Raw genomic sequence first — 25156 nt, forward strand, 5'->3', positions numbered from 1 at the left:
CAACCACTGCTTCTTGCTCGACAATCCAAAGACAAGAAGAGGCTAGGACTTTTGTCCCACTCTCTTCTTCACATATTGTTCAACTGGATAATCTGCTGGATCCAAGCGCAGGTTGCCTCCTGCCACTAGTTGGGCCAGGTGCCACCCAATGAGGGGACCTGTTGTGAGGCCAGACGAACCAAGTCCACTAGCGACATAGAGGCCTGCTCGATCAGGAACAGCTCCCCAGAATGGTGAAAAGTCACTGGTGTAGGCCCGTGTTCCCACGCGCTCGCCGACAACTGTCGCTTGAGCTAGTTCTGGATAGTAAGACAGAGCTTCTGTTTCCATCTGATTCAGCAAAGCCTGATCCACTGTCAGGTCAAAGCCCATCTCATTTTCATGGGTGGCTCCCATACTGATCTTGCCCTGCTGAAATGGAATGATATCCAGCTCTCCTTCAGGCATGACCACAGGATAATCAGCAGTATCTAAGTCTAGCTGATAATCCCTCAACTGTCCTTTTTGGGGACGGACATCGACTTGGTAACCAAGTGGCTCGAGGATTTGTCCCAACCAGGCTCCTGTTGCTAGGATGACTTGATCATAGCTTTCTCCTGCAATCTGATAGCCAGTGTCTGTAACCGAGAGAGCAACCTCTTCCCTGATCACTCTTGAACCACTGGCTTTAAGAAGGGTTTCTGTCAGAAGGGCTCCTTCTACATGAGCTCCACCTGATGCATAGAGTAGCTTCTCAAAACCTTGCAACCCTGGGAATTGTTGGGCCACTTCTTCTTTGGTCAAAATCGCTAAGTCTCCGATTAAGGGAGATTCTTCTCGACGGCTCAGTGCCAACTGATAGAGTTCATCTAATTTCTCTTCCTTCTTTTTGAGAAGATAGACCCCAGTCTGTTGGTAAAAGTCTGTCTCGATTCCTTCCTTAGCCAGGTCCTCTACCAATTCTTGGTAGAAATCAGCTCCTAAACGTGCGAGTCGATACCAATCCTTGTTTCGCCGCTTCGAAAACCAAGGGCTAATGATACCAGCCGCTGCCTTGGTTGCTTGGCCAACTCCATGGTCATAGACGGTTACATCCACTTGTGATTTTTTGGATAAATAATAGGCTGCAGTGGATCCCACGATCCCTGCACCGATAATGGCAACTTTCATCATGACCCCTTAGATATGATAAAAAGGATTGGTGCTGGCTTGACTGCCAATCACTTCAATCTCCCAGGCTTCCTCAGCCTTCCACTGATTGAGCTTTTCTACTAGTTTTGACACAAAGAGAACTTCGATATGGTGACCTGGGTCCAAGGCCAAGAGGCCATCGCTCAGCATGTCCTGAGCCGTGTGATAGTAGATATCTCCGGTGATATAGACCTCTGCTCCCTTGGCGAGAGCATCCTTGTAAAAGGACTGGCCACTTCCTCCACAAATGGCGACGCGCTCAATGACCCGTTCCAAATCTGCCTGGTCATAACTGACTATGCGCAAAGCATCTAAGCCAAAGGTTTCTTTAACCTTGCTAGCCAACTGTCCAAAGGATTGGGCGGGTACCCGCCCAATCCGGCCGATTCCGAATCCTTCCCCTGTCATACTGAGGGGCTCTGTATCTTCAATGTCCAAGAGCTGGCAGAACCAATCGTTGAGACCATCTGGGACAATGTCAATATTAGTATGGCTGACGTAGACTGCGATATCATGCTTGATCAAGTCGATATAGATCTGATTTTGAGCCCGATCGACTACCAAATCCTTGATGGGACGGAAAATGGGCGCGTGCTTGACGATAATCAAGTCCACCCCATGGGCGATAGCTTCAGCCACCGTCTGCTCGCGGATATCCAGGGCCACCATGACCTTATGGATGTCTTTTTGCAGGGTGCCGACCTGTAGGCCACGGACATCTCCCTCCATGGAAAGCTCCTGAGGACAATAGGCTTCATAGCGTTTGATGACTTCACTTGCTAACATTTAGGACCTCCTTGATGTGTGCGATGCGCTCTTCTAACGATGCTCTGGCAGATTGATTCTCAACTGGGACTTGCTCCAAGGCAAAGGCTAATTTCTCCACTTCCTTGGACCACTTTTGGACAAAAGCTGGAGCATGTCCCTGCATCAAATAGGGACCAAAACGCAGTTCCATGGCTTTCAACTCCTGAGAACCGTGTTCGACCACAAGGATCTCATAGAACTTCTCATTTTCTTCCAAGATCGCTTCATCAACAATGCGGAAATCATGGTTTACCAACCAAGCCCGCAGTTCATCTTCCCGATTATTGGGTTGGAGGACCAAGCGAGAGACACTGGCTAATTTCTCAAGACCTGCGGCTAGGATATCTGCAATCAAGCGTCCTCCCATGCCAGCAATGGTGATACAGGAAATGCCATCTGTTGGTTCAAAGGCAGCCAAACCATTGGCCAAGCGGACTTCAATCTTGTCCTCTAAGCCATTATCCGCAACATTTTGGAGGGCAGACTGATAGGGGCCCTCAACCACTTCACCAGCAATAGCAGCCTCAATCTTACCTTCTTGTAAGAGGGCGATTGGGAGATAAGCATGGTCACTCCCTACATCTAGAAGACGAGCTCCAGCTGGGACGAAGCTAGCCACCAAGTCCAAGCGATTTGATAATTTTGTAAATTCCATGTGCTACTTTCTAAACTTTTATTCCATCCTTTAGTATACCATGTTTGCACCATTAAAAAAAGGCGCAACGGCGCCTTTTCATTATGCATCAATTTCCTTATATTCTACTTTCAAGCCACGTTTCACAGCTGGGCGATTAGCAATTTTTTCTGTCCAAGCTTGCAAATGCTTGTATTCCTTCACATTTAGGAATATTCCCGCTCGGTCCCAGACCTTGTCTTGGGCTAGACGACCATACCAAGACCAGATGGCAATATCCGCTATGGTGTAGTCCTCCCCTGCGATATAAGGTTTGGTGGCCAGTTCCTTGTCCAGCAGGTCCAATTGACGTTTGGCTTCCATGGCAAAGCGATTGATAGCATACTCGATTTTCTCCGGCGCATAATGGAAGAAATGACCAAAGCCTCCCCCTAAAAATGGTGCCGCACCCGTCTGCCAGAAGAGCCAGTTGAGCACTTCTGTCCGTTTAGCCAGATCAGTCGGGATTAATTGGCCAAATTTTTCAGCTAGATACAGGAGGATATTGGCTGATTCAAAGACACGAATGGCTTCCTCTCCTGATTGATCCAACATGGCTGGAATTTTCGAGTTAGGATTGATGGCTACAAAGTCACTACCAAACTGATCTCCTTCGCCAATCTTGATCCGATAAGCGTCATAGCCTGCATCCACTCCCAGCTCTTTGAGTTCTTCAAGCATAATGGTGGCCTTGATCCCATTGGGTGTTGGAAGGGTATAGAGTTGGAAAGGCTGGTCGCCTTTTGGAAGAGTTTGTTCAAAGCGGGCACCTGCTGTTGGTTGGTTCAAGCCCCCCCAGGCTCCTCCCATTTGGCTCGGTGCTTCCCATACTTCTGGTAATTGATAATCTGACATCTCTTTTCTCCTTTGTCTATGTTACTACTAGCATATCAAATCCAATCGCTAGTTTCAAAAATCTGCTACGCTGGCTTTACTTGACTTTTCTTGGCAAAATGATAGTATAGAAAAAATACATTTTGAAGGAGAAAAAACATGTCCACGATCGACTTTCATAGTTTGGCAAAGACAGAACTACACTGCCACTTAGACGGTTCCTTGTCTCTTCCGACCATTCGCCAATTGGCAGCCATGGCCAATATTGACCTCCCTGCTAGCGATGAGGAGCTCAAGCACCATGTCACTGCACCTGCCCACTGTGAGAATCTTTTGGACTATTTGGAGGCCTTTGACTACATTCGCCCTCTCCTTCAAACCAAGGAAGCCTTGACCCTTGCTGCTTACGATGTGGCCAAGCAAGCTGCTTTGGAAAATGTCGTCTACATTGAGGTTCGTTTTGCCCCAGAATTGTCCATGGACCAAGGGCTCACTGTTCCAGAAACAATCGATGCTGTCTGTGAAGGACTGCGCCAAGCCCAGGATGAATTTGGCATTGTTGCAAAAGCCTTGGTCTGTGGCATGCGCCAGTCCGATCAAGAAGTCACATCTCGCATTCTAGCAGAAGCGAACCAAGTTAGTGATCAGGATTTTGTTGGTTTTGACTTTGCCGGGGATGAGCACAACTACTCTCCAGAAGATATTCGACCTCTAATTGAGCAAGTCAAGAGTTACCATCGGCCCATGACGCTTCACGCAGGTGAGTGTCATTGCCCACACTTTGTTGCCCAATCGATTGCATTTGGTATCAAACGCAATGGCCACGTGACAGCTCTATCTCATGAACCGGACTTACTCCAATCCTTTATTGAAAATGGGGTCACTGGTGAACTCTGCTTGACCAGCAACTTACAGACAAAAGCAGCACCGAATATAGAAGATTTTCCTTATTTGAAGATGAAGGCGGCCGGAGCTCGGATCAGTATCAATACCGATAACCGGACTGTATCTGATACCGATCTTACCAAGGAATATGCCCTCTACCATCAGCGCTTCCAAACCAAGGAAACTGACTTTTACCAGCACAATGTCGATGCCATCCAGGCTTCCTTTGCTAGTGAAGAGGAAAAACAAGAACTCCTTACCAAACTAAAAAAAGCCTACGCGGACTATCTATAAACAAAAAATGCTAGCAATATATGACTGCTAGCTTTTTGAATGGTTAAAAAATATTTTTTCAATTAAGAACCTATTTGTTTCAGTAAAAGTAATGTCTTATTTTTATATTATTCAAGTATAAACTAAAAATTTTCCGCCGTGAGAAAAGTGCCTGAAACGTAATTGTTTCAGGCACTCGGGAGTTTTGAGACCTTAGGCTCAAAACTAAGTCATGGAACTTCTTCGAAGTTCTCTGACGTCCTTAATCACATAAGGAAAGTTTCTAGGAAAACTTTACCTTCCTTCTGCAGCTAGCACTCAATTAAGTACTAGTTTTTTTAATCCTTCCACAAATCCATGGCCTTCAAGAAATCGTCTGAAACGGTCACATTGCGTGGGTTGGCTTGCTCGCGTTCTTGTAGTTTCGCCTCTACTTGGGCCAGGCTGTTGATGCCTTCACTGCGCCAGTTTCGCAAAATAGCTTGGATATATTTCCAGTGAGGCTTGCCGTTAAAGACAGCTTCTCGTAGGGCTGCCTTGATCACGTCTGGATCTGTCTGATCCTCGCGCACAGTCTTGGTCAAGTCTTCAATCTCAAAAGGTGTCAAGAGTCGTCCCAGTTCTTGTTGGAAGGTTTCCACCAAGTCCTTGATGACATTTCCCTTGGCAGGAGCACTCTGTGTCTTCCCTTGTGTCTGAGCCTCTAAAATTTCATCCAAGCGTTCCAGGGCAATGGTCGCATCAAAGATGGCTTCAATCTCGCCATTGAGCTCAATAGTCCGGTATTGGAGGAGTCCCTTGGTGGTCAAATTGGACATGATACGATTGACCTCTGTCACGGTTTTTCCTAGATGACTGGCAATCTGATTGGGAGTCAAGGTCTCTTGACCGGTCGTATTTTGAAGGAAGAAAAACTGCCAAACCAAGTAGTCATCTGCTTGGTCAAATAACTCATGATAATGAAAAAGTAAGGCACTTGGAAGAACCAAGTTGCCATACTTAAATGCTTGTGAATATGTCATAATTCCCCTTTATAGGTAACCATAAAATGAAATATCTTTTTCCAATTCTTCCAAGCGGTAAGGTGTTTCTTGATAAACCGCATAGTTGATCCAATTACTAAAGAAGGTCGTCGCAGCAAGATTCCAACGAATGCGAGGTTCTGTATTGGCATCATTCTCATCAAAGTAATTTTTTGGAAGGGCTGGATCCAAGCCTGCCTTGACATCTCGGTGGTATTCTTTCGCCAGCGTATCGCGATCATACTCCAGATGGCCAAAGCTATACACCTCACGCATGTCCGGACTAGCAATGATGGACAACCCAACCTCATTTCCCTGAGCGATCACCTGAAGATTACTCTTTTCCAGAACTTCCTTCAAAGGAATATCGGTATAGCGGGAATGAGGGGCAAGGAAACGGTCGTCAAAGCCTCTCATGAGAAGACTCTCAGGACGCACCACTACCTGGTCATAGATGCCAGATAATTTGTCACAGAGCTCAACTTTTTGAATCCCGTAACGGTGGTACAGACCAGCCTGGGCTCCCCAACAGAGGTGCAGGGTAGAAAAAACATGACGCTTGGCCCATTCAAAGACCTGGGTCAACTCTTCCCAGTAGTCCACTTCCTCAAAGTCCATCTTTTCGACAGGCGCCCCCGTCACAATCAAGCCGTCATAGTAATTATCCTTGATATCCTCAAAAGTCTTGTAAAAACTCTCCATATGCTCGGCCGCTGTATTTTTAGACTTATGGCTCGCCATATAGAGGAAATCTACATTGATCTGCAAGGGCGTATTGGCCAGGAGGCGTAGCAGTTGAGTCTCAGTTGCTTCCTTAGTCGGCATGAGATTCAAAATCAGAACATTTATAGGACGAATATCCTGGTGAGTTGCTCGAACATCATCCATGACAAAAATATTTTCTGAACGAAGGATATCGACTGCTGGTAATTTTTTATCTAGAGTAATTGGCATAAAAAGCTCCCATCTTACAAGTTCTTAACTAACATTATATGATAGGAGCTTATAGTTTTCAATTATGGTTTTTCTGTAGCCAGTTATAGTATTAGACTATATTAGTAATGCATCAAGACTTTGTAGTCGTAATCGCCGATCGCTTCGCGACCTTTCAATTCATCCAACTCGATCAAGAAGGCACACCCTGCAACGACGCCACCGAGTTTTTCGATCATTTCGATGGTTGCTTTAACGGTACCACCCGTAGCCAAAAGGTCATCAACGATGAGGACGCGTTGGCCTGGTTTGATGGCATCTGCGTGCATGCAGAGGGTATCCACACCGTATTCTTTTTCGTAGTCAGCAGAAATAACTTCACGTGGCAATTTACCAGGCTTACGAACAGGCGCAAAACCAATACCGAGCTCAAAAGCTACCGGACATCCAACGATGAACCCACGCGCTTCAGGGCCAACGATCATATCGATCTTCTTATCCGTTGCGTATTGAACGATTTCACGAATCGCATAACTATAAGCATTGCCATCTGCCATCAAAGGGCTGATATCACGGAAGGTAATCCCTTCTTGTGGATAGTTTTCAATGCTTGCAATGTAATCTTTTAAATTCATGGTTAACTTTCTTTCATAAAAAATTTTTACATTCCATTATACCATGAATTCTACTAACTTGCATCATTTTTGCCAAATCATTTTCCCAAGTCTCCGCATCAAAGCAAAAATCCCACATCCGAAAAATGATGTGGGATTGGAAACATGCTTACTATTCATCTATCAATTTGTTGTACTCGATTTTCATATCCCCCAAGTTTTTCAGGGAATAACGGGAACTTCCATTCTTGAACCAGGTACCCAGAATGTATTGTTCGGCGACCTTCTTGCTTTGGTTTTTCAACCAAGTGCGGTCTTTGCCATAGGTGGCAAGTTGCTCAAGGAGTTGCTGGCCCTCGTAGGTAGTATCTTCTTTAGAAAGGTAGACCTCTTTCTGGAAAAACAACTTTTTGGATGAGTTGTATTTAAATATAAAACCAAGTGTCACACCTTTTTCCAATTGAAGATCATACATATAGGTCCAGTTGGGCGTTCCCCTAAACATCATCACGGACAATTCTTCGTTAACATCGACAATTCCTTTAGAATAGGGGTAGGTCTGAAAATCCTCGTCTTCTTTCCAGATACCATCGTTTCCTATCGTTTCTGTATACGGCTTAAACATCATATAGCGCATCAATCCACCATTTTCGGAGTAGTTGATTTCTTCCATAGGGTTTTTCAGACTCAGATAGATTCCCAACCAATAAAGGCCAAAAAGTAGGATGGGGGTGAGCCAGAGAAACTGTTTTAGGTGTTTTTTCATAAGGCCTGTCCTGTCAGGTAGTCGTAGATTTCACGAACCGTTCCAAGGGCCATCAACTCCTGTTCTTTAACGGTTTGTTTGAGGTTTTGGTAGATGCTGCTCTCTGCGATTTCCCGTTTTTCTGCTTCTTTATTGACCTTCATGATGCCATTTTCAATGGTCACAAAGCCCAGCTCTTGGAAGATCTGGATCATTTTGACCAAGAGGATCGGCTGGATCTTGAGATAGGCTGCTAGGTCTTTCAGTTTGTAGCGGACATCAAACTCTGGGTACTGGTAGATGGTCTTATAGAGCTTGGCATACTGGTCCCTGCTACCGTAGCCTGTTAGATAGTAGGCTTTGGCGATCTCATTTTTGAAATAGACGGCCTGGAAGTCATGTTCTTGGAAAATTTGCCGTAATTCCTCTAAATCTTCAGGGATATTTCCAACCACTACAGCGGAAGTTCCTGCTAGATCTGGTAGGTCTTTGGTAAAGTCAAGAACGGGAACACCTGCGGGGAGACTGGCATTTTTGGAGCGGATATTAAAGAGCTGCACACCATCCACACGCGCATCAACCAGCATGAGCTGAAGGGTCGTTTGACCATTCCATTGGTTGACTGACAATTGCACAGCTAACTCCAGGTCTTGCGCTTGGGCAAACTCTGCCTCTAAGCTCCCCAAGCCAAAGGCAACCACCTCAAAGGTCGCATCTTCTTGAGAAATTTTGAGTTTCAAGTGAGTATTGCCAGCACCCATCGAGCGAGCTCCTTCTACCTTGAAATTACGGACCAGAAAGACGGGTTTTTTATTGTCCATGCCAAAAGGACTCAAGCGATCAAAGCTTTTCAAGGTCTCAAGCGTTAGTTCTGTTAGATGCAGTTCCTCGTCGATGGCTAGGCTAGACTTGCTACTGAGATCAATCTCTTGTTTTGCAATGTAATCCGTAAGAGCCTGAGACAGGGCAGGGAGTTGATCCACCTCGAGCGTCATCCCTGCTGCACCGGCATGCCCGCCAAAGGCGACAAAGAGCGACCGGTGGGGATCGAGGGCATCAAAGATATTGACCGACTCAGGACTCCGAGCGCTTCCTTTAGCCCGTCCATCTTCGATGCTTAAAACAACAACTGGCTGATGAAGCTCTTCTAATAGACGGCCGGCGACAATGCCAAGGACCCCTGGATTCCAGCCTTCTTTGGCCAAGACTTGGGCGGACAAGCTTGGATCGACCATGGTTTTGGCTTCGTCATAGATGGCTTGGACAATTTCTTTACGTTCTTCATTCTTCTGATGAATCATAAGGGCAATCTCGTGCGCCTCTTCATCGTCAAATCCTGTCAGGAGTTCAATGGCCGGATTGGGATCATCGAGGCGTCCAAGGGCATTGAGACGAGGAGTAATCTGAAAACCAACCGTTTCTTCATTGACATCCTCCGGACGAATCCCCGCAATCTCCAAGAGTTCCTGCAAGCCCATGCGCTGGCTATGTTGGAGAACACCCAGACCGTATTTGACCAGGATCCGATTCTCATCTGTCAGGCTGACCATGTCAGCAATGGTTCCGATGGCTACCAAGTCTAAGAGATCAACCGGCACTTCTTCTAGGAGGGCACAGGCCAACTTAAAGGCCACACCACATCCTGCTAGATAATGGAAGGGATAATCCGCATCTGGATGCTCCGGATGAATGATCGCATATGCATCCGGTAAAACCTCTGGCATAGAGTGGTGGTCGGTCACGATAACATCGACTCCCATCGCTTGGGCCATGGCAATGGCTTGATTGCCCGCGACCCCATTGTCCACCGTGACAATCAGGGAAATGCCTTGCTGCTCGATAAAGTACTTGTAGACACTCTCATTGGGACCATAGCCGTCTGTGAAGCGGTTGGGTAGGTAGACTTGCACCTCTGCTCCCATCTGCTCCAAGGTTTCCTTCATAATGGAGGCCGAAGTCATCCCGTCTGCGTCATAGTCTCCGTAGATGAGGATCTGCTCATAATCTTCGATGGCCCGTCGGATGCGCTCCACTGCCTTGTCCATATCATGGAGCAAATAAGGGTCGTGTAGTTTCTCAAGCTTGGGTTCTAAAAAGTCTTCTAAATCCTCTTTGGTCTGAATGCCACGCTCATACAGCAAGGTTGCTACGGACGCTTCTAGGCCTGCTTTTTTAGCAAGGGCTAAAAAGGCCTCATCTGCACTTGGCGAAGCTAACTGCCAATCGTATTTTGAAGTGATCATCTAGCTTTTGGTCTCCTCTTTTTCTTATCTGAATATTATATCATGAAAGCCGAAAATGGCGGGAAATAAAGGGTCAGGTAATGGTTGGAACAAAATGAACAATTTCCTATATTTTTGTTGCATTTAGCTTGACTTATCACACTAAAAGAATATAATAAATATGATAATAATCTTTTAAAAATGTAATGGGATGATTATTCTGTTAAGTTTGCACTGCTTATTATCATTTTATATTATGAAGCGTAAATTTCTTCCGTTTTTCTATCGAATCATTGTTTTTAGAAAGTTTGTTTCAGGTCCAACCAATCCTCTAGTATGGACAGACTAAAGATAGGATATTGAGGTATGCCCCCATATTTTCTCAATAGAGGTAAGGTCCTTCTTCTCTAAATACATGTTCAAATAAAGCAACTGATTGTATGGAGCAAAGATCAGGAGTTTTTCAGTTTTAGGAGATATCACTATATAGAAAAACTTTACGAAATTTATGCAAAAGAAAGGAAATGAGGCCAATTGAAATTTCTATATAAAAAGATAGTTGCATTTGTAGCTATCATCGCCGTGGTAGCCTTAGGCTTGTCTGTGATCAAACCTGTTAGCGCGGCTACTGTTTCACCAACCGTCACCAATTTAAAGGCTCAGGCAAGTGGACAAAAAGTTATCTTTTCATTTGACTGGGATTTAACTGGTAAATCAGTTAAAGAAGGTGATACGTTTACCATTGATGCTCCAGAAGGTGTCAATATCACTGAAGTTGCAACTCAATCACTCCAAGCAAATGGAGCTGAAGTCGCAACCATTTCGATGACAAACAAAAAGATTACTTTTACTTTTAAAAAAGCCATCGAATCCATGAACCAAAACGTTAAGGGTGGTTTCTCATACAAAGCAGAATGGGATAACACTCCGGGAAATCCTGGAAATAAAACGGCTACCTCAAAAGTTGGTTCAGAATCAGTCGTCATCACACGTCCTAATGGGCCAGGAGTTTTCGAAGCAATCTTAAATAAATATAATCGTACAGGTGATTATGTTTCTAAACAATTCAAATTAGACGCATCTGAAAACTATGCATGGATGAATGTTGGAGATGACTATTATCTCACTACTTGGTTCATTCGTATCAACGGAGATGGTAAGAAACAAGCCATCACAAACCCTGTTGTGTCAGATAAAATCCAAGCTCCAGCTGTAGATTACTCAAAAATCACTTTTGCTCCTGCTGCAAACCACGCTGCAAGTGAATTCTTTGTAGGAACTTACTTGAAACCATCCTTCACTTTGAGAAAAGGTGGACAAGTGGTAGCTTCTGGTTGGGACTTCTGGAAACATGTGAAATTCGATGCGGACGGCAATGGATTTACCGTGAATTTATCAGATGTCAGTGATGTCTTTAAAACAGCATCAAGCGATGAATTGATCGTTGAATACCAAACATTAATTCCTAAGACAACCGTTCGCGTTGACAACAATGCTACGTTAACAGCTGATGAAATCAAAACACCATTAAAAGACCCAGCATTCTGGAATAACACAGAATTAAACTTCTGGGTATCCGGTGATAAAACTATAACTGTTCAAAAAGAATGGGTTGGTGATGAAGAAGCTGACCGTAAAGATATTACTGTTCAATTGTATGCGGACGGCAAAGCTTTGGATGGGATGACACAAACCCTTACAAAAGCTTCTGGCTGGAAAGCAGCATTTACGAAATTACCAGGTATCAAAGATGGTAAGGCCATTGAATATTCAGTAGTAGAAACAAACACTCCTGAAGGTTACACTTCTAAAGTTGAGAAAATTGATGATGACAACGTGATTAAAGTGGTCAACACATCAAACAAACCAAAGGTGACTGAAACTACTGCAGACCTTGTCGTTAAAAAAGCTTTCGAAGTAGCTGGTGATCAGGAACATAAACAAGTTCCAGTCACAGAAGGTCAATTTGAGTTTGTCTTGAAAGACGAAAACAACAAAGTAGTCGAAACTGCCAAGAACCAAGCAGACGGCACTGTTAACTTCAAGTCTCTAACCTTCAATAAAGAAGGTAGCTATACATACACGATCACTGAAAACAAAGGTACGGATGCTACTATCAACTATAGTACACAAAGCATCACTGCTACCGTTGATGTAAAAAAAGAAAACGACAAACTCGTCGCTACTGTCACTTACTCAGGTGGAGATGGTGAACAAAAAAATACGATCACCAATACTCAAAACAAACCAAAAGTTTCAAATGCTAAAGTGACCTTAACCCTTAAAAAAGCATTTGAAGGTGGCGAACTTAAGGGTGATGACTTTGAGTTTGTTGCAAAAGATGCAAACGATAAAGTTGTTGGCACAACCAAGAACAAAAAAGATGGTTCAATTACTTTTGATAACATCACTGTAGACAAAGCAGGCACATTCAAATATACCATCACTGAAACAAAAGGTACGGACAAAACCATTACCTACAGTGATAAAACCATCACGGCTACAGTTGTAGTGGTTGAAAAAGACAACGCCTTGGTTGTAGAACAAATCAGCTACTCTGATGGTCAAACTGAGACAAATACGTTCACCAACAAAAAAGAAGCTCCTAAAACAGAAAGTGTAACAGCTACACTTCAAGTGAAAAAGCTCCTTAAAGAAGGTGAAACAACCTTACCGTTGACAGATGATCAATTTGAATTTGTCTTGAAAGAAGGAGACAATACCCTTGAAACGGCTAAAAACAAAGCAAATGGTACTGTAACCTTTAAAGAACTTACTTATAGTGAAGAAGGAACACATACTTATACCATTACCGAAAACCAAGGTACGGATCCTTCTATCAACTATAGCACACAAACCATCACGGCTACTGTTGCTGTGAAGAAAGCAAACGATAAACTCGTCGCTACTGTGACTTACTCAGGTGGGGATGCTGAAAAAGGAGATACGTTTACAAATACGAAAACACCTCCGACTCCAACTCCTCCTGCTGAAAAACCAACGACAGCTCAATTCAAGGCTAAAAAAGTATTGGCGATCAATGGTTCGAGCGACCGTACATTGAAAGCAAATGAGTTTACTTTCCTTCTCAAGGATCAAAATGGTACGCTCGTTGATACCAAGACAAATGGTGAGAATGGGGATATTCTCTTCAATCCAGTAAGCTTTAATGAAGCTGGTACTTTCACCTACACAATTGTTGAACAAAAACCAGCTACACCGGAAGCAGCAATTACTTATGATGAATCTGTTCATACTGTAACAGTGACTGTCACAAAGGATGCAACTGGACAATTGAATGCGGATGTGCAATACGACGGTAAAAAGGATACTCCTACTTTTACCAACACGTATACACCTCCGACACCTCCAACTCCTGTTCCTCCAACAGTGAAACCAACGACAGCTCAATTCAAGGCTAAAAAAGTACTGGAGATCAATGGTTCGAGCGATCGTACATTGAAAGCAAATGAGTATACTTTCCTTCTCAAGGATCAAGCTGGTACGCTCGTTGATACCAAGACAAATGGTGAGAATGGGGATATTCTCTTCAATCCAGTAAGCTTTAATGAAGCTGGTACTTTCACCTACACAATTGTTGAACAAAAACCAGCTACACCAGAATCAGCGATCACTTATGATGAATCTGTTCATACTGTAACAGTGACTGTCACAAAGGATGCAACTGGACAATTGAATGCGGATGTGCAATACGACGGTAAAAAGGATACTCCTACTTTTACCAACACTTATACACCTCCGACACCTCCAACTCCAAGTGAAAAACAAATTACCACAAGCAAGATTTTAGAAGGTCGTGACCTTCAAGGTGGTGAATTTAGCTTTAACCTCTTGGACGAAAATGGAACTGTTCTTCAAACAAAACAAAATGCTGCTGATGGCACGGTGACATTTGATGCGATCGCCTACACAGAAGCGATGATTGGTACTCATAAATATACCATTAAAGAAGTCGTACCAGCTGATAAAGCAAACATCCAATATGATGAAGGTCAAGTGGATGTCACAGTTACCGTCACAAAAGATGAAGCATCAAATGCTATCCAAGCAGTTGTTGCTTATGGGGACAAGAAAACCTTTATCAACAAGGTGATCCCACCAACTCCACCAACAATTGATACCCCTGAATTAAAACTCTACACCCTTAAGGTTCGTAAAGTGGATGAAAAGGGTGATTACCTTGCAGGTGCCGTTTTTGGACTCTTTGAAGCAGATGGGGTTACACCTGTTGCCAACCCATATGGACAAGGCCAAGCGCAAGCAATTTCTGGTCAAGATGGACTTGCAAGCTTTGTTGGATTTGAAGCGAAAGATTACGTAATCAAAGAGATCTTAGCTCCAAGTGGTTACCAACTTTCAAATGAAGTCATCCAGGTTTCTGCAAACGACTTTGCTTCTGCAATAAACCTTGTTGTTGATAAAGGAAACGTGGTAAACAAACTCCTTCCACCTCCACCATCAACAGATAAACCGAAAGCATCAACACCTCCATCACCAAATGGAGATAAGCCGAAGCCTGGTGACAAGCCTAAATCTAGTGAAACTCCTAAATCTAGTGACAAGCCTAAAGAAAGTAAACGATCTCTTCCTTCAACAGGAACTGCAGATCATTTAGGACTTCTTGCAACTGGTTTGACATTCGTCGCTACAGCTATTGCTTCTCTGAAACTTAAGAAGAAGGAAGACTTCTAAGAAACATGAAAGATCTAGTCAAACACGACTAGATCTTTTTTTGTATCTGCTTCTCTTATTCTGGTTTGTTTTGATCTTCATAAAAAACAACTTTCCCATCTTTAACTTTGAATGAGTAACTGATAGAATCGGCGTAACTACCTTTGGAATAGTAAAAATCATAGGCACCATCCGGTAGTTTGCTAGCGTCTAATTTTTTGGCTGCTGCTTTTAAGTCTTGTTCCTTAACGGATACACCATCCTCTATATAAATAGTCATACGGATTAACTCTTGATCGATTAAGGTCTGAAAAGGGATTTGATAGTAACCAGCAAAGTCCTTTTTCCCTTCTTTGAGATTTTGACTTGCGATACTATCTAGAATTTGCTCCTTCTCATCACGGTTGGAGTTCGATAAAAAACCAAAGAAACTAATAGGAAGACCTAGAGATTGCTTCTTTAATTGTCCCTCAATTTCCTTCTCCTTCTTTTGGACAGATTGCTGCTTCAAGTACGCTTCCTTATACTCTGGAAGATGGTCACTAGTTGTATCTGTCCAATCATTATGAAACACCGTATCCGTTTCTAATGTCACTGTTTGTCCATCATAGGTTTTTTCAGAGTAGGTGTAGCTTACATGATAAGTTGGGAATTCCAAAGCAGTCCAATCCAGTTTGTTTATGGCCACATCCCCATGCAGACCAACCTTAGCAAGCTCACTGCTGACTACTTCCTTCGCCTTTTTATAATCACTCGGTTTCATGATCTTGCAACTGGAAAGAAACAGGCAACAAAGAATAAGTGGAATTCCTGCGAATAGTTTGAAATAGTTGGGCTTCATAGCCTGACCTCCTTGCTAAATCCGACCTAATCGATTAATTTTTTACATCATATGGGAACATTTTTTTAATATCTTCTTTCATCTTTTTATTAGGAATTTTCTCTAAATCCATATATTTGAAGAATTCCTCATCATTTTGAACGACATGAACCTTCCCATCTTTAGTATACTCAGCTGGTATGGTCAGATTACCGAAGGACTGACCAAAATCTCTAGAGACCACGTAGTTCTGTACTTCATATAAGCGTCTCAGCAATGAGAACTCTGTAGCATCCTTACTTTGATTTAATTCCTTTGTAAAATATTGGAAAAATTCTTTTTTGTTATTCGCAAGATGTTCTTGCCCATCTTTTGAAAATTCTGCTGGTATCTTATGATACTGTAGGACATCATACCATCCACCTGAACGCTGCTCTGGAACTTTATAAAGCAGTTCCAAAAATGAAATATCAAAGTTGAGATCTTCTGGTCCGAGAAAGTATAGATAGGCATTCTCCCCTTTTGTCGATTCTTCACCCCATTTTACAGTAGTTGGATTATTCCCTTTGCTTAAAATAGAATATACTTTCGGATAGAGTGTTTTCAATGGGATATCCTTAGTCTCATTACTACGATCTGTAAATAACAAACGTGAATGTTGGAGCTGCAATTGTCCTCTTTCAAAATTGTATTCAAATGGATGTAAGTCTTTGTCGCTTTCTCGATTTTCTTTTTGAACTTGTTCATAACCTTTGCCTGATGAGGTTTTCCAAGCGAACTTTCCATCCTTAACATTCATTAACCCTATACGAGATTGATACTCTGTTTGTACATAGATATTTCCAGGTTCTACAATATATTTGTCTTTCTTATCGACAAGAATATCAATCGGAATGTATGTTTCTCCATCATCTGTATCCAACAACATAGAAGAAACTTTAACAGATAAGGGGATATAATTCTTATCCATATCTCGTACTATCTTAAAAACATCATATGTTTTCTTCACTAAGCGCTTGTCCTTGGTATCATAGACATCAATGAGCCAGTACTCTCCCTTTTGTGCTTTATTTGTAGTTAGGTAAGGAACTTGATTACCACGAATATAATATTGAAAATAGAGACGTGGGTCAGATTTTAATTTGTAACTTTCTTGTGCAATGTACCGTTCACTATTTCCACCATTTATAAACCATTCTACTTTAACTTTTGGATTGTACGAATTTGCTTCCAGCGCCTCATCCACTTCTTTTTTATTATCCCATTGAATAGCTACTGCTTTCCCACCTGCAATAAATTGGGAATCAACTATGTGTGGACGAGGTTTCCAAGTTACAAATTGTGATATATCACGCTTATGAATTTCATACCGGATAAACCAGCCTCCTGCCAAGGTAACAAGTAATACAAATATCCAAAACTTGATTGATTTAAAAATCTTCTTCATTCTCTCTTTTCTACTTTCTGTACGCTTCTTTTACCTTATTTGTTCGTCATTTTTCTTTAAAAGTATTCCGACTTTTCCAACCACATATGAATAAATTTCTTTAATAATTTATTGACAACTGAAGCTTCTTATAATTTCTTAAACTCACTAGCTTTTACAATAAGCTGATTAAAGATTTGGATTTTTCTCTATTTTTGAACGACCCATTTGGCATCACCATAAACGATCGTAAACGGCCCATCCCCATCTGTTAAATAGTTAATTTTATATATACCAGATTCTCCTGCTTCAAGGACTGTTGGCTGTTTGTAATTTAAAGTATTATTCAACATATAAGCAGATTTGCCATGGCCATCATAGAGATCTACATTTGTATAATCTGGAGTATTTTCAATACTGAGAGGTGTTGTATTCGATAGGGTGAATTCGACGATCAATCGATGTTGTTTTTTCCTTGTATCGATACGGTCTTGATCATCCTGAACATCCAAATTTGGATCGTCTGTTACACTATTCAGTGTAACTTCTAAGCCATTAGCAAATACAACTGGCTCTCCAATTGCATAACTTTTAACAGGATTTTTGGGATTAAAATTCTTTAATTTTTCTTTTATCTTTTGTCCGTCATTATTATTTCCAGATGGGATGGTCCAAAAGATATTATTCTCATCTTGCTTACCATACTGATTATCCCCCTTCATTTGTTGAGGGATTTGTAAGAGAATAGCCAAGTTTTTTAAATCAATTCGAACATCACCTTGATTTGTCACTTCCATTTCAACCGTGAATTCCGTAGGCGAAGTTTTACTATAAGCATAACCGGATAATGAGGTTGCCTCGAAATTTTTGTTAACTAACTGTTGTAAAACTGTTGAAAGCATGATATAGGAAATATGATCATCTCGATTTATTTCTTTTTCAGCATACCTTTGATGGAATTCATCGAGCCAATCATAGAAGGCTTGATTGAAATCTGACTCATTAGGATTTTTATAATATTTATTCCCTCTCGGTAAAAGCTCTGGGAAGTAAGTTGGTACCTGAATGCGAATAAATACTTTGTTTCCCTTAACTGCATAGCCCTTTAATTCATATTTTTTTCCAAAGCTCAATGCATTCGTCATGAGCTTCAAATACATGGGACCATATATTTTGAGGGGGTACTTCTCACCAAGATATTCCACATAAGTATTTGGATCAAAAGTACTACTGTTTTTTTCAATTTTAGGGATAATATAATCGTTCCAGAGTCGAGTATACATATCCTCTTGATTTTTTGCCCCATTGGCCTTGATTACTGTGTCTATTCCCCTTGGATCTACATAGATTCCTTCAACGACCTGCAAAGCTTTTTGAACTCTTCCTTCCTCAGATAGAGAGACTTCATTCGGTTGCTGTCCATATATTGAAATACCATCGCTATCATCTGACCTCATATATTGTGGAAGTTTTTCAAACGTTATGTATCTGATACTGTTCTTTGCATCCCAATCAAATGTTGCTGCAGGTCCTGTCTTGTCAAAATGAATGTTTTTTCGATCGATTTTCTTCTGTACTTCTTTATTCGAAGAACCTTGTTTTTCTACAGTTCCTTGTTTGCAGGCACTCAAACATACTGGTATAAGTACCGAACATAAGACAAGGCCCCATTTTATTTTCTTCTTCATTTCATCTCCTCCTAATCTCTTCCTCATTTTACCACCAATCCCCCCTTTTGTCAGTCAAATAGATAGAGGCTGGGACAAAAGTCCTAGCCTCTCAATTATTTTTGGATTGTCGAGCAAGACGCAGTGGTTGAGTGGGCTCTACTACGCTGCTTTCATCAGCTTTTACAGTCCTACTCAACTGTGCGGAGGTGGGACGACGAAATCGAATTCTAACGAATTACCGATTTCTATCCCACTCTCTTATTTCATATAAATCATCCCTGTACAGGCTTGCTCTGAAAGTTCGACAAAGCCCAGTGACTGGTAAAAGGCTAGATTCTTCTCGCTACGTTCTGTGACGAGGAGCCGTTGATAGACATTTGGGAAGGTCGCTAAAGCCTCTGTTAAGAGTTTCCTTCCAATGCCTTGGCGCTGGTGATCTGGTCTTACCAAAAGGTCCTGCACAAAAATAACCGAGTGGCCATCACCTACCAAGCGAATGTAGGCGACGAGCTCCTTCTCATCATAGACTGCCAACTGCCAGAGACTAGCTTTGACAGCTTGTTCCAGCATGGTTGGATTGTTGGTATAATTGGTCCAACCCACCGAGCTGTAGAGTGCGAGTAGGTCTGTCATCGCTGGAATTTCTTTTTTATAATCTAACATCTTAACTCCTTTTTAACCTATAGTGCTGGAAGAAGGCGATATTCCGATAAGGGGACTCTTGGCAAACAGCTAACTCCATCTCAAGCATAGACTCTCGCCAGCCTTCTTGGCCCTTTAAGCGGTTGTCCTGCAAGGCATAAAAGACTCGAATTCCTTGGTAATCCTGAACTTTGAGGGCTAGGTCTTCAACTGCTCTATCTAGATCATAGGCCTGTGCCAAACCCATGGAGTGAGTTTCCAAGTCCTGACCTGCTAAGAGATCAAGCGCCTTCTGAGGATCATTTTCAAAAACGACGGTCTGCAGGACGCGGCCAACCTCATTGTGCTTGACGATAGAGAGCAGTCCTCCTGGTTTCAAGAGACGGGTGAATTCCTTGAGAACATCCTTGCGATCCTCCACATACTCCAAGACATTGTGGCAGAGAATGACATCAAAACTGGCATCTTCAAAGCTCTCTATCTGGTCCAGACTCCCGACGAGTTGCTGGTAGGGACGGTCCTGGGCCCGCAAGGCCACCATTTCCTCGTTTGGCTCCACAGCAAGGACCTCATTGTCTTTCGCTAGGTGGTTGGCCACGAGACCGAAGCCACTGCCAAAATCAAGCACTCGCTTGCCTTTGATGTCTTTCAATTGTTCAAAAAGGATATCATAATAGATCTGTCCCCAGGGTTGCTGGAGGTTTTCTAAATAGGCTTGAATATTCGCCGCCATCTATCTCCTCCTATTTGAAATTGAACATCTTGCAGGCTAGCTTGTCTGAGATGCGAGGGAAAAGGGTATAGAGCTTGTGGGTCAGGTTCAAGAGCCAAGGAAGATTGAGCTCGCGTTTTGCTTTTCCAAAGTTCTTCACGATTTTCTTGGCCACAAAGTCCGGTTCCAAAATATAGCGATCCACAGCTTTGACATAGCTTCCGTCAGGGTCTGCCTGATCAAAGAAAGTGGTCCGGATGGGGCCTGGATTGACCGTCGTCACATGAATACCAAAGGGCATCAGTTCTAACCGCAAGGAATTGGAGAAGCCGATGGCTGCAAACTTAGTAGCTGAATAAAGGCTGGATTTGGCTGTTGCAACGAGCCCCGCCATACTGACGATATTGACAATGTGACCCTTGCCTGCTTCCTTCATGTGCGCACCAATCAAACGTGAAAACTGCATGAGGGCAAAGGTATTGACTTCAAACATGGCATGAATCTGCTCATTGGTAATCTGGTCAAACTCTTCAAAGATTCCATAGCCAGCATTGTTGACCAAGACATCAATTTGCCCGTAGCGCTGATAGAGCTCTTCTACCAAATCTTGGACGGCTGAGGAATCAGTGATATCGATCCCGATGCATTCAGCTTGAGGATGACTGGCATAGAGTTGTTCCAGTTTTTCTTGATTTCTGCCTAGGAGAATCAGCCGGTCTTCAGGGAGGAGCTTGACCATTTCCTGTGCCAAGCCTCCACTTGCTCCTGTGATGAGAATGGTTCGCATCTTAGATCTCCACTTCTTCCAAATCTTTGACGACATAGACATTTTCAAAAATGCTGGACGCATCCCTGCGCAATTGACTGATGTCTTTTGATAAGAAGCGAGCACTGATGTGGTTCAAAAGAAGGCGTTTTGCTCCAGCTTCACGCGCTACTTCTGCCGCCTGCATATTGGTCGAGTGGCCGTGTTTCTTAGCAATCTTCTCATCTCCCTTGCCATAGGTAGACTCATGGACCAAGACATCCGCATTGACTCCAAGGCGAACGCTGGCATCAGTCTTCCTGGTGTCTCCTAGGATCGTGATAATCTTACCAGGTCGAGGGGCTGAAATATAGTCAGCTGCAATGATCTTAGTGCCATCTTCCAGTGTGACATCTTGCCCATTTTTGACTTTCCCAAAGAGCGGTCCAAAGGGAACACCCGCTGCCTTCAGCTTGTCTGCGTCCAGTGTTCCTTCGAGGTCCTTCTGCATAATCCGGTAACCTACACAGAAAATGGTGTGGTCCAAAGCTTCCGCATACACCGTAAATTTTTCGGTTTCTAAAATCTTGCCTAGAGAGTTTTCATCGAATTCATGAAAATGGATGCGGTAAGGCAGGCGAGAACCCGATACGCGAAGACTGGTCATGACAAAGGATTTGATGCCAGCTGGACCATAAATATCCAGATCCGTCTGCTCTTCATTAGCCTGGAAAGCCCGGCTAGAGAGGAAACCTGGCAAACCAAAAATATGGTCTCCGTGTAGGTGAGTAATAAAGATTTTGCTAACCTTTCGCGGACGAATGGTCGTTTCTAAAATTTGATTCTGTGTCGCCTCGCCACAATCAAAGAGCCAGACTTCATTGATCTCATCTAATAATTTGAGCGCTAAGCTCGATACATTCCGGGCTTTTGAGGGTTGCCCAGCTCCCGTTCCTAAAAATTGAATGTCCATTGTCTACTTTCTATCTATATAAATCATGGCCGTCCGGTTCTCTGAACGAAACGAAAGGTTGAAAGGATAGGCTTGAGCCTGCTCAAGTAGCTCCTCCTGGTTATAACCTGACAGTTTCAAGCGTCCATCTTCCAAGGTCATCAAATCCGTCAGGGCTGAGAGGGCTTCTGTTTTAGTCACCACTTCTGGGCCGGCCTCTTGCAAACAGATCTTGCCATCTTTTTCAAAGACTAAACAATGTGGGAAGATCTCTGCAATTTCGAATAAAATCGAAGGGGTGATTTCCGCCGCTGGATTTTCAGCAAAGACACAGGCTATCTCCTCATTTAGGTAGGCCAAGCCATAAGACTTACCTGATAAGTTGAGGCGGATAAAAGGTTTTTGTTCATCAAAGCTTTGCTGAACTGTGAATAAGTCAAATGCTCGACTCAAGTCCAAGAAATAATCCATGGCCTCCTTGGGACTCTTCTTTTGGTAGAGCTCTGCGAAATAAGCATTGATCACACTTGGCGGAGGTGTAATCACACGGAGACGCAAGTCCTCAGGGATGGTGCTTAATAGATTTTTCAGATAGATCCGATCGAGGCTGGTATAGCCCCCATATTTTATTGCTAAATCAACGTAATCCGTCATAAAATTCTTCCAACTTCCACTTATTTTTCTCTGCAATATAGCCTTGAATGACCTCGACATCTTCTTCAAATTCGCGCTGGTCAATGATCGCGACCGTCTCTAGGTCATGTGTCCGATAGGATTTTGAAAAGGGAACGCGAATAGTAAAGGGAACAAAGAGTTCTCTCAGTTTTTCTAGTAGCAAAGCCTGGAGATCTTCACGGGCTGTCTCAGAGCGCGCTGAAATCAAGCTAAAAGGTGTCTGGGTTGGCGTAAAGTCTGCTACTTTATCTGCTTTGTTGTAAAGAGTCAAACGAGGGATCTCCAGCATATCCAGGTCCTTCATGATCGAAAGCACGGTCTTTTCATGCTCCTCGTGATTAGGATCAGATGCATCGATGACATGGACCAAGAGATCTACATTCTTACTTTCTTCCAGGGTCGACTTAAAGCTTGATACCAACTCTGTTGGTAGATCTTGGATAAAGCCAACCGTATCGGTCAGGGTCACTTGTAGATTGCCTGTTAGGTGGATGCTTTTGGTTGTGGCGTCCAAGGTCGCAAAGAGTTCATCGGCTTCATACTGGCTCTTACTAGTCAGCTGATTCATAATGGTCGACTTCCCTGCATTGGTATAGCCGATCAAACCAATCTTGAAGACGGGTGATTCCAAGCGTTTTTCACGAAGGGTTTCCCGGTTCTTTTCAACAGCCTTGAGCTGGCGCTCGATATCGGTGATTTGATTGCGAACGCTCCGGCGGTTCAACTCCAACTGACTTTCCCCTGGACCACGAGAACCAATTCCCCCAGCCTGACGGCTGAGCATGATCCCTTGACCGACAAGGCGTGGCAAGAGGTATTTGAGCTGGGCCAAGTGCACCTGCAACTTCCCTTCATGACTCCTAGCCCGCATAGCAAAGATATCTAGAATCAGCTGCATCCGGTCAATGACCTTAACCCCAAGGATTTCTTCTAAATTGACATTTTGCCGGGGAGTCAGGCGGTTATTGACCACCACTGTCGTAATCTCATCTGCTTCGACCATCTGAGCAATTTCTTCTAATTTTCCTGAGCCGACAAAGGTCTTAGTATCGTACTTCTCCCGCTTTTGTGTATAAGAGCCCCGGACATCTCCACCGGCTGTTTTAGCTAGGCTTGCCAACTCCTCCATCGACATATCAAAATTGTCCATGCCTTGAAGTTCCACACCAACCAAAAGGATGCGTTCTTGTTTCTTTTCTGTTTCAATCATGCTCTAAAAACTCCTTTACATCTGCAAGAACCTGCTCCTTGAAGTGGGGGGCAGAAATGGCGTAAAAGGTCACTTCCATCCGATTTCGAAACCAGGTCAGCTGCCGTTTGGCAAAACGCCGGGTGTTGCGCTTGAGGGTCTCACTGGCTTCTTCAAGGCTTTGCTCCCCCTTAAAGTAGGGAAAGAGTTCCTTGTAGCCAATCCCTTTACTGGCTTGCACATCTGGGTAATGGTCATAGAGCCAGCGAGCTTCATCCAGTAAGCCCTCCTCTAACATGCTATCTACTCGACGATTGATACGATCATAGATCAAGGACCGATCATCATCTAGACAGATCAGATAGGGTTCATAATCGGTCTCTTCGTTTGCGAGGTCCTGCCCAAAATGCGCAATTTCAAGAGCCCGCATGGCCCGACGGCGATTGAGCTGAGGAATCACAAGTCCTTGCTCCGCCACTCTTTGGTACAAGTCTTCATCCGAAAGCAAGTCCAATTGAGCCCGATAGGCCAGAATCTCTTCATGAGGAACTTCACCACCAAGATGATAGCCTTCAAGAAGACTTTGGATGTAGAGGCCCGTCCCACCTGCAATGATGGGAAGCTTGCCTCGGGCTGTGATCTCCGCGATGGCCTGTTTAGCTTCTCTTACAAAATCAAAAGCCGAGTAAGACTCGGTTACCTCCCGCACATCGATCAAATGATGGGGAGCTGCAGCTTGCTCTTCTGGTGTCGCCTTGGCTGTTCCAATATCCAGCTTGCGATAGACTTGCTGACTATCGCCACTGATGATTTCACCATTGAGGGCTTGCGCCAAATCGATCGCAAGAGCTGTTTTCCCAACAGCAGTCGGTCCCACAATCACAATTATCTTGGTTTTCATCGTTTTTCCTTGCAAAATTCACGTTTTTTCGTTACCATATATTATAACATAAATATTTAAAGTTCAGAAAAGGAGAAATTCTCATGGCTAAAGGATTTGGTAAAGGTTTTGTTACTGGTGTTGCTGGTACAGTTGCTGCTGTCGCAGGTGCAGTTTACACATTCAAGAAAAAAGTAATCGAACCAGAAGAACAAAAAGCAGCTTTCATCGAAGAAAACCGCAAAAAAGCAGCACGTCGCCGTGTCTCACACTAATCATTCAAAAAGCTCCGGGAAACCGGAGCTTTTTTTGTATCTGTTAGTTGCTTTTACATTTTAATAAGTCAGTCGAAATATCCAATGAATTAGTCAAGTAATCCCACAATTCTCTATGTCATCATTTACATATTTTTCTTTCCGCAGTGACAAAAGTACCTGAAACAGGAGCTGTTTCAGGTACTCGGAATTATTGAGAGTAAAACAGTTCGGGGAACTGTTTTAGCCTGAGCTAAGAATTTCAAGAGCGAAGGGGCTCAATAATTAGCTATGGAACTTCCTGGATTGCTGAAATCATCC

At 43.3% G+C, this 25156-nt stretch carries 22 protein-coding genes; 3 read left to right on the forward strand and 19 right to left on the reverse strand.

Annotation, left to right across the window (positions count from 1 at the left end; translation table 11 throughout):
* Positions 1-42: 42 nt before the first annotated feature.
* The 4 genes from HMPREF2685_RS07580 to yghU form a co-directional block, all read right to left on the reverse strand.
* A complete protein-coding gene (locus tag HMPREF2685_RS07580; protein WP_083279712.1) occupies positions 43-1149 on the reverse strand; it encodes an NAD(P)/FAD-dependent oxidoreductase in 1107 nt (368 codons plus the stop codon).
* 9 nt (positions 1150-1158) lie between these two features.
* Positions 1159-1956, reverse strand: coding sequence for a Nif3-like dinuclear metal center hexameric protein (locus HMPREF2685_RS07585; protein WP_070466214.1), 798 nt, complete (start codon positions 1954-1956; stop codon positions 1159-1161).
* Positions 1943-2632, reverse strand: a complete 690-nt coding sequence (locus HMPREF2685_RS07590) for a tRNA (adenine(22)-N(1))-methyltransferase (protein ID WP_070466216.1) — start codon at positions 2630-2632, stop codon at positions 1943-1945. Before HMPREF2685_RS07590 ends, HMPREF2685_RS07585 begins: the two co-directional genes overlap by 14 nt.
* A gap of 81 nt (positions 2633-2713) precedes the next feature.
* The gene (yghU, locus tag HMPREF2685_RS07595; RefSeq protein WP_070466218.1) at positions 2714-3505 is read right to left on the reverse strand and encodes a glutathione-dependent disulfide-bond oxidoreductase; all 792 of its coding nucleotides are present in this window, start codon (positions 3503-3505) and stop codon (positions 2714-2716) included.
* A gap of 138 nt (positions 3506-3643) precedes the next feature.
* On the opposite strand from yghU, the gene add reads away from it, so the two are divergent.
* Positions 3644-4663: an adenosine deaminase gene (gene add / locus HMPREF2685_RS07600; RefSeq protein WP_045759625.1), complete on the forward strand. Its 1020-nt coding sequence runs from the start codon at positions 3644-3646 to the stop codon at positions 4661-4663.
* Between the two features lie 317 nt (positions 4664-4980).
* Here the strand turns inward: add and HMPREF2685_RS07605 are convergent, their stop codons facing one another.
* The 5 genes from HMPREF2685_RS07605 to recJ form a co-directional block, all read right to left on the reverse strand.
* The gene (locus HMPREF2685_RS07605) at positions 4981-5664 is read right to left on the reverse strand and encodes a DnaD domain-containing protein (RefSeq protein WP_045759626.1); all 684 of its coding nucleotides are present in this window, start codon (positions 5662-5664) and stop codon (positions 4981-4983) included.
* Between the two features lie 9 nt (positions 5665-5673).
* Positions 5674-6618: a homoserine O-acetyltransferase MetA gene (gene metA / locus HMPREF2685_RS07610; protein WP_049483310.1), complete on the reverse strand. Its 945-nt coding sequence runs from the start codon at positions 6616-6618 to the stop codon at positions 5674-5676.
* Positions 6619-6719: 101 nt separating this feature from the next.
* Positions 6720-7232, reverse strand: a complete 513-nt coding sequence (locus HMPREF2685_RS07615) for an adenine phosphoribosyltransferase (protein ID WP_003007878.1) — start codon at positions 7230-7232, stop codon at positions 6720-6722.
* Positions 7233-7383: 151 nt separating this feature from the next.
* Complete coding sequence (locus HMPREF2685_RS07620) at positions 7384-7977, reverse strand: TipC family immunity protein (protein ID WP_070466219.1); 594 nt, start codon at positions 7975-7977, stop codon at positions 7384-7386.
* Positions 7974-10199: a single-stranded-DNA-specific exonuclease RecJ gene (recJ, locus tag HMPREF2685_RS07625; RefSeq protein ID WP_070466221.1), complete on the reverse strand. Its 2226-nt coding sequence runs from the start codon at positions 10197-10199 to the stop codon at positions 7974-7976. Before recJ ends, HMPREF2685_RS07620 begins: the two co-directional genes overlap by 4 nt.
* Positions 10200-10712: 513 nt before the next feature.
* On the opposite strand from recJ, the gene HMPREF2685_RS10235 reads away from it, so the two are divergent.
* Positions 10713-14891: a Spy0128 family protein gene (locus HMPREF2685_RS10235; RefSeq protein ID WP_186821446.1), complete on the forward strand. Its 4179-nt coding sequence runs from the start codon at positions 10713-10715 to the stop codon at positions 14889-14891.
* Between the two features lie 55 nt (positions 14892-14946).
* Here HMPREF2685_RS10235 and HMPREF2685_RS10885 read toward each other — a convergent pair whose 3' ends face one another.
* The 10 genes from HMPREF2685_RS10885 to miaA all read right to left on the reverse strand — a co-directional run bounded on the left by HMPREF2685_RS10885 (position 14947) and on the right by miaA (position 24602).
* Entirely contained in the window at positions 14947-15633 is a 687-nt protein-coding gene (locus HMPREF2685_RS10885; protein WP_261710440.1) for a hypothetical protein, read from the reverse strand.
* 112 nt (positions 15634-15745) lie between these two features.
* The gene (locus tag HMPREF2685_RS07640; RefSeq protein WP_070466223.1) at positions 15746-17137 is read right to left on the reverse strand and encodes a hypothetical protein; all 1392 of its coding nucleotides are present in this window, start codon (positions 17135-17137) and stop codon (positions 15746-15748) included.
* Between the two features lie 188 nt (positions 17138-17325).
* Positions 17326-18804 carry a hypothetical protein gene (locus HMPREF2685_RS07645; protein ID WP_223345974.1) on the reverse strand — a complete coding sequence of 493 codons (1479 nt, stop codon included), beginning with the start codon at positions 18802-18804 and terminating at the stop codon, positions 17326-17328.
* Between the two features lie 240 nt (positions 18805-19044).
* Entirely contained in the window at positions 19045-19449 is a 405-nt protein-coding gene (locus HMPREF2685_RS07650; protein WP_070466225.1) for a GNAT family N-acetyltransferase, read from the reverse strand.
* Between the two features lies 1 nt (position 19450).
* Positions 19451-20161 (reverse strand): class I SAM-dependent methyltransferase, encoded by a 711-nt coding sequence (locus HMPREF2685_RS07655; RefSeq protein WP_070466227.1) that lies wholly within the window; start codon positions 20159-20161, stop codon positions 19451-19453.
* 10 nt (positions 20162-20171) lie between these two features.
* Entirely contained in the window at positions 20172-20927 is a 756-nt protein-coding gene (locus HMPREF2685_RS07660; RefSeq protein WP_070466229.1) for an SDR family NAD(P)-dependent oxidoreductase, read from the reverse strand.
* 1 nt (position 20928) lies between these two features.
* On the reverse strand, positions 20929-21858 hold the full coding sequence (gene rnz / locus HMPREF2685_RS07665; protein ID WP_070466231.1) for a ribonuclease Z: 930 nt from the start codon (positions 21856-21858) through the stop codon (positions 20929-20931).
* A gap of 3 nt (positions 21859-21861) precedes the next feature.
* Positions 21862-22491, reverse strand: coding sequence for a cystathionine beta-lyase (locus tag HMPREF2685_RS07670; RefSeq protein WP_070466233.1), 630 nt, complete (start codon positions 22489-22491; stop codon positions 21862-21864).
* Positions 22475-23722 (reverse strand): GTPase HflX, encoded by a 1248-nt coding sequence (gene hflX, locus HMPREF2685_RS07675; protein WP_031576943.1) that lies wholly within the window; start codon positions 23720-23722, stop codon positions 22475-22477. The genes HMPREF2685_RS07670 and hflX overlap by 17 nt, the downstream gene beginning before the upstream one ends.
* Complete coding sequence (gene miaA, locus HMPREF2685_RS07680) at positions 23715-24602, reverse strand: tRNA (adenosine(37)-N6)-dimethylallyltransferase MiaA (protein WP_070466235.1); 888 nt, start codon at positions 24600-24602, stop codon at positions 23715-23717. Before miaA ends, hflX begins: the two co-directional genes overlap by 8 nt.
* 83 nt (positions 24603-24685) lie before the next feature.
* Here miaA and HMPREF2685_RS07685 point away from each other — a divergent pair, with 83 nt between their 5' ends.
* Positions 24686-24856: a DUF3042 family protein gene (locus HMPREF2685_RS07685; protein ID WP_003002781.1), complete on the forward strand. Its 171-nt coding sequence runs from the start codon at positions 24686-24688 to the stop codon at positions 24854-24856.
* The last annotated feature ends 300 nt before the right edge of the window (positions 24857-25156 follow it).

The organism is Streptococcus sp. HMSC074F05, assembly GCF_001808725.1.
Classification (GTDB): Bacteria; Bacillota; Bacilli; order Lactobacillales; family Streptococcaceae; genus Streptococcus; species Streptococcus parasanguinis_I.

Bases quoted from the DNA above. Each gene is read 5' to 3' on its own strand.
- HMPREF2685_RS07580 (WP_083279712.1), bottom strand. From the start codon at position 1,149: ATGAAAGTTGCCATTATCGGTGCAGGGATCGTGGGATCCACTGCAGCC.
- HMPREF2685_RS07585 (WP_070466214.1), bottom strand. From the start codon at position 1,956: ATGTTAGCAAGTGAAGTCATCAAACGCTATGAAGCCTATTGTCCTCAG.
- HMPREF2685_RS07590 (WP_070466216.1), bottom strand. From the start codon at position 2,632: ATGGAATTTACAAAATTATCAAATCGCTTGGACTTGGTGGCTAGCTTC.
- yghU (WP_070466218.1), bottom strand. From the start codon at position 3,505: ATGTCAGATTATCAATTACCAGAAGTATGGGAAGCACCGAGCCAAATG.
- add (WP_045759625.1), top strand. From the start codon at position 3,644: ATGTCCACGATCGACTTTCATAGTTTGGCAAAGACAGAACTACACTGC.
- HMPREF2685_RS07605 (WP_045759626.1), bottom strand. From the start codon at position 5,664: ATGACATATTCACAAGCATTTAAGTATGGCAACTTGGTTCTTCCAAGT.
- metA (WP_049483310.1), bottom strand. From the start codon at position 6,618: ATGCCAATTACTCTAGATAAAAAATTACCAGCAGTCGATATCCTTCGT.
- HMPREF2685_RS07615 (WP_003007878.1), bottom strand. From the start codon at position 7,232: ATGAATTTAAAAGATTACATTGCAAGCATTGAAAACTATCCACAAGAA.
- HMPREF2685_RS07620 (WP_070466219.1), bottom strand. From the start codon at position 7,977: ATGAAAAAACACCTAAAACAGTTTCTCTGGCTCACCCCCATCCTACTT.
- recJ (WP_070466221.1), bottom strand. From the start codon at position 10,199: ATGATCACTTCAAAATACGATTGGCAGTTAGCTTCGCCAAGTGCAGAT.
- HMPREF2685_RS10885 (WP_261710440.1), bottom strand. From the start codon at position 15,633: ATGAAACCGAGTGATTATAAAAAGGCGAAGGAAGTAGTCAGCAGTGAG.
- HMPREF2685_RS07640 (WP_070466223.1), bottom strand. From the start codon at position 17,137: ATGAAGAAGATTTTTAAATCAATCAAGTTTTGGATATTTGTATTACTT.
- HMPREF2685_RS07645 (WP_223345974.1), bottom strand. From the start codon at position 18,804: ATGAAGAAGAAAATAAAATGGGGCCTTGTCTTATGTTCGGTACTTATA.
- HMPREF2685_RS07650 (WP_070466225.1), bottom strand. From the start codon at position 19,449: ATGTTAGATTATAAAAAAGAAATTCCAGCGATGACAGACCTACTCGCA.
- HMPREF2685_RS07655 (WP_070466227.1), bottom strand. From the start codon at position 20,161: ATGGCGGCGAATATTCAAGCCTATTTAGAAAACCTCCAGCAACCCTGG.
- HMPREF2685_RS07660 (WP_070466229.1), bottom strand. From the start codon at position 20,927: ATGCGAACCATTCTCATCACAGGAGCAAGTGGAGGCTTGGCACAGGAA.
- rnz (WP_070466231.1), bottom strand. From the start codon at position 21,858: ATGGACATTCAATTTTTAGGAACGGGAGCTGGGCAACCCTCAAAAGCC.
- HMPREF2685_RS07670 (WP_070466233.1), bottom strand. From the start codon at position 22,491: ATGACGGATTACGTTGATTTAGCAATAAAATATGGGGGCTATACCAGC.
- hflX (WP_031576943.1), bottom strand. From the start codon at position 23,722: ATGATTGAAACAGAAAAGAAACAAGAACGCATCCTTTTGGTTGGTGTG.
- miaA (WP_070466235.1), bottom strand. From the start codon at position 24,602: ATGAAAACCAAGATAATTGTGATTGTGGGACCGACTGCTGTTGGGAAA.
- HMPREF2685_RS07685 (WP_003002781.1), top strand. From the start codon at position 24,686: ATGGCTAAAGGATTTGGTAAAGGTTTTGTTACTGGTGTTGCTGGTACA.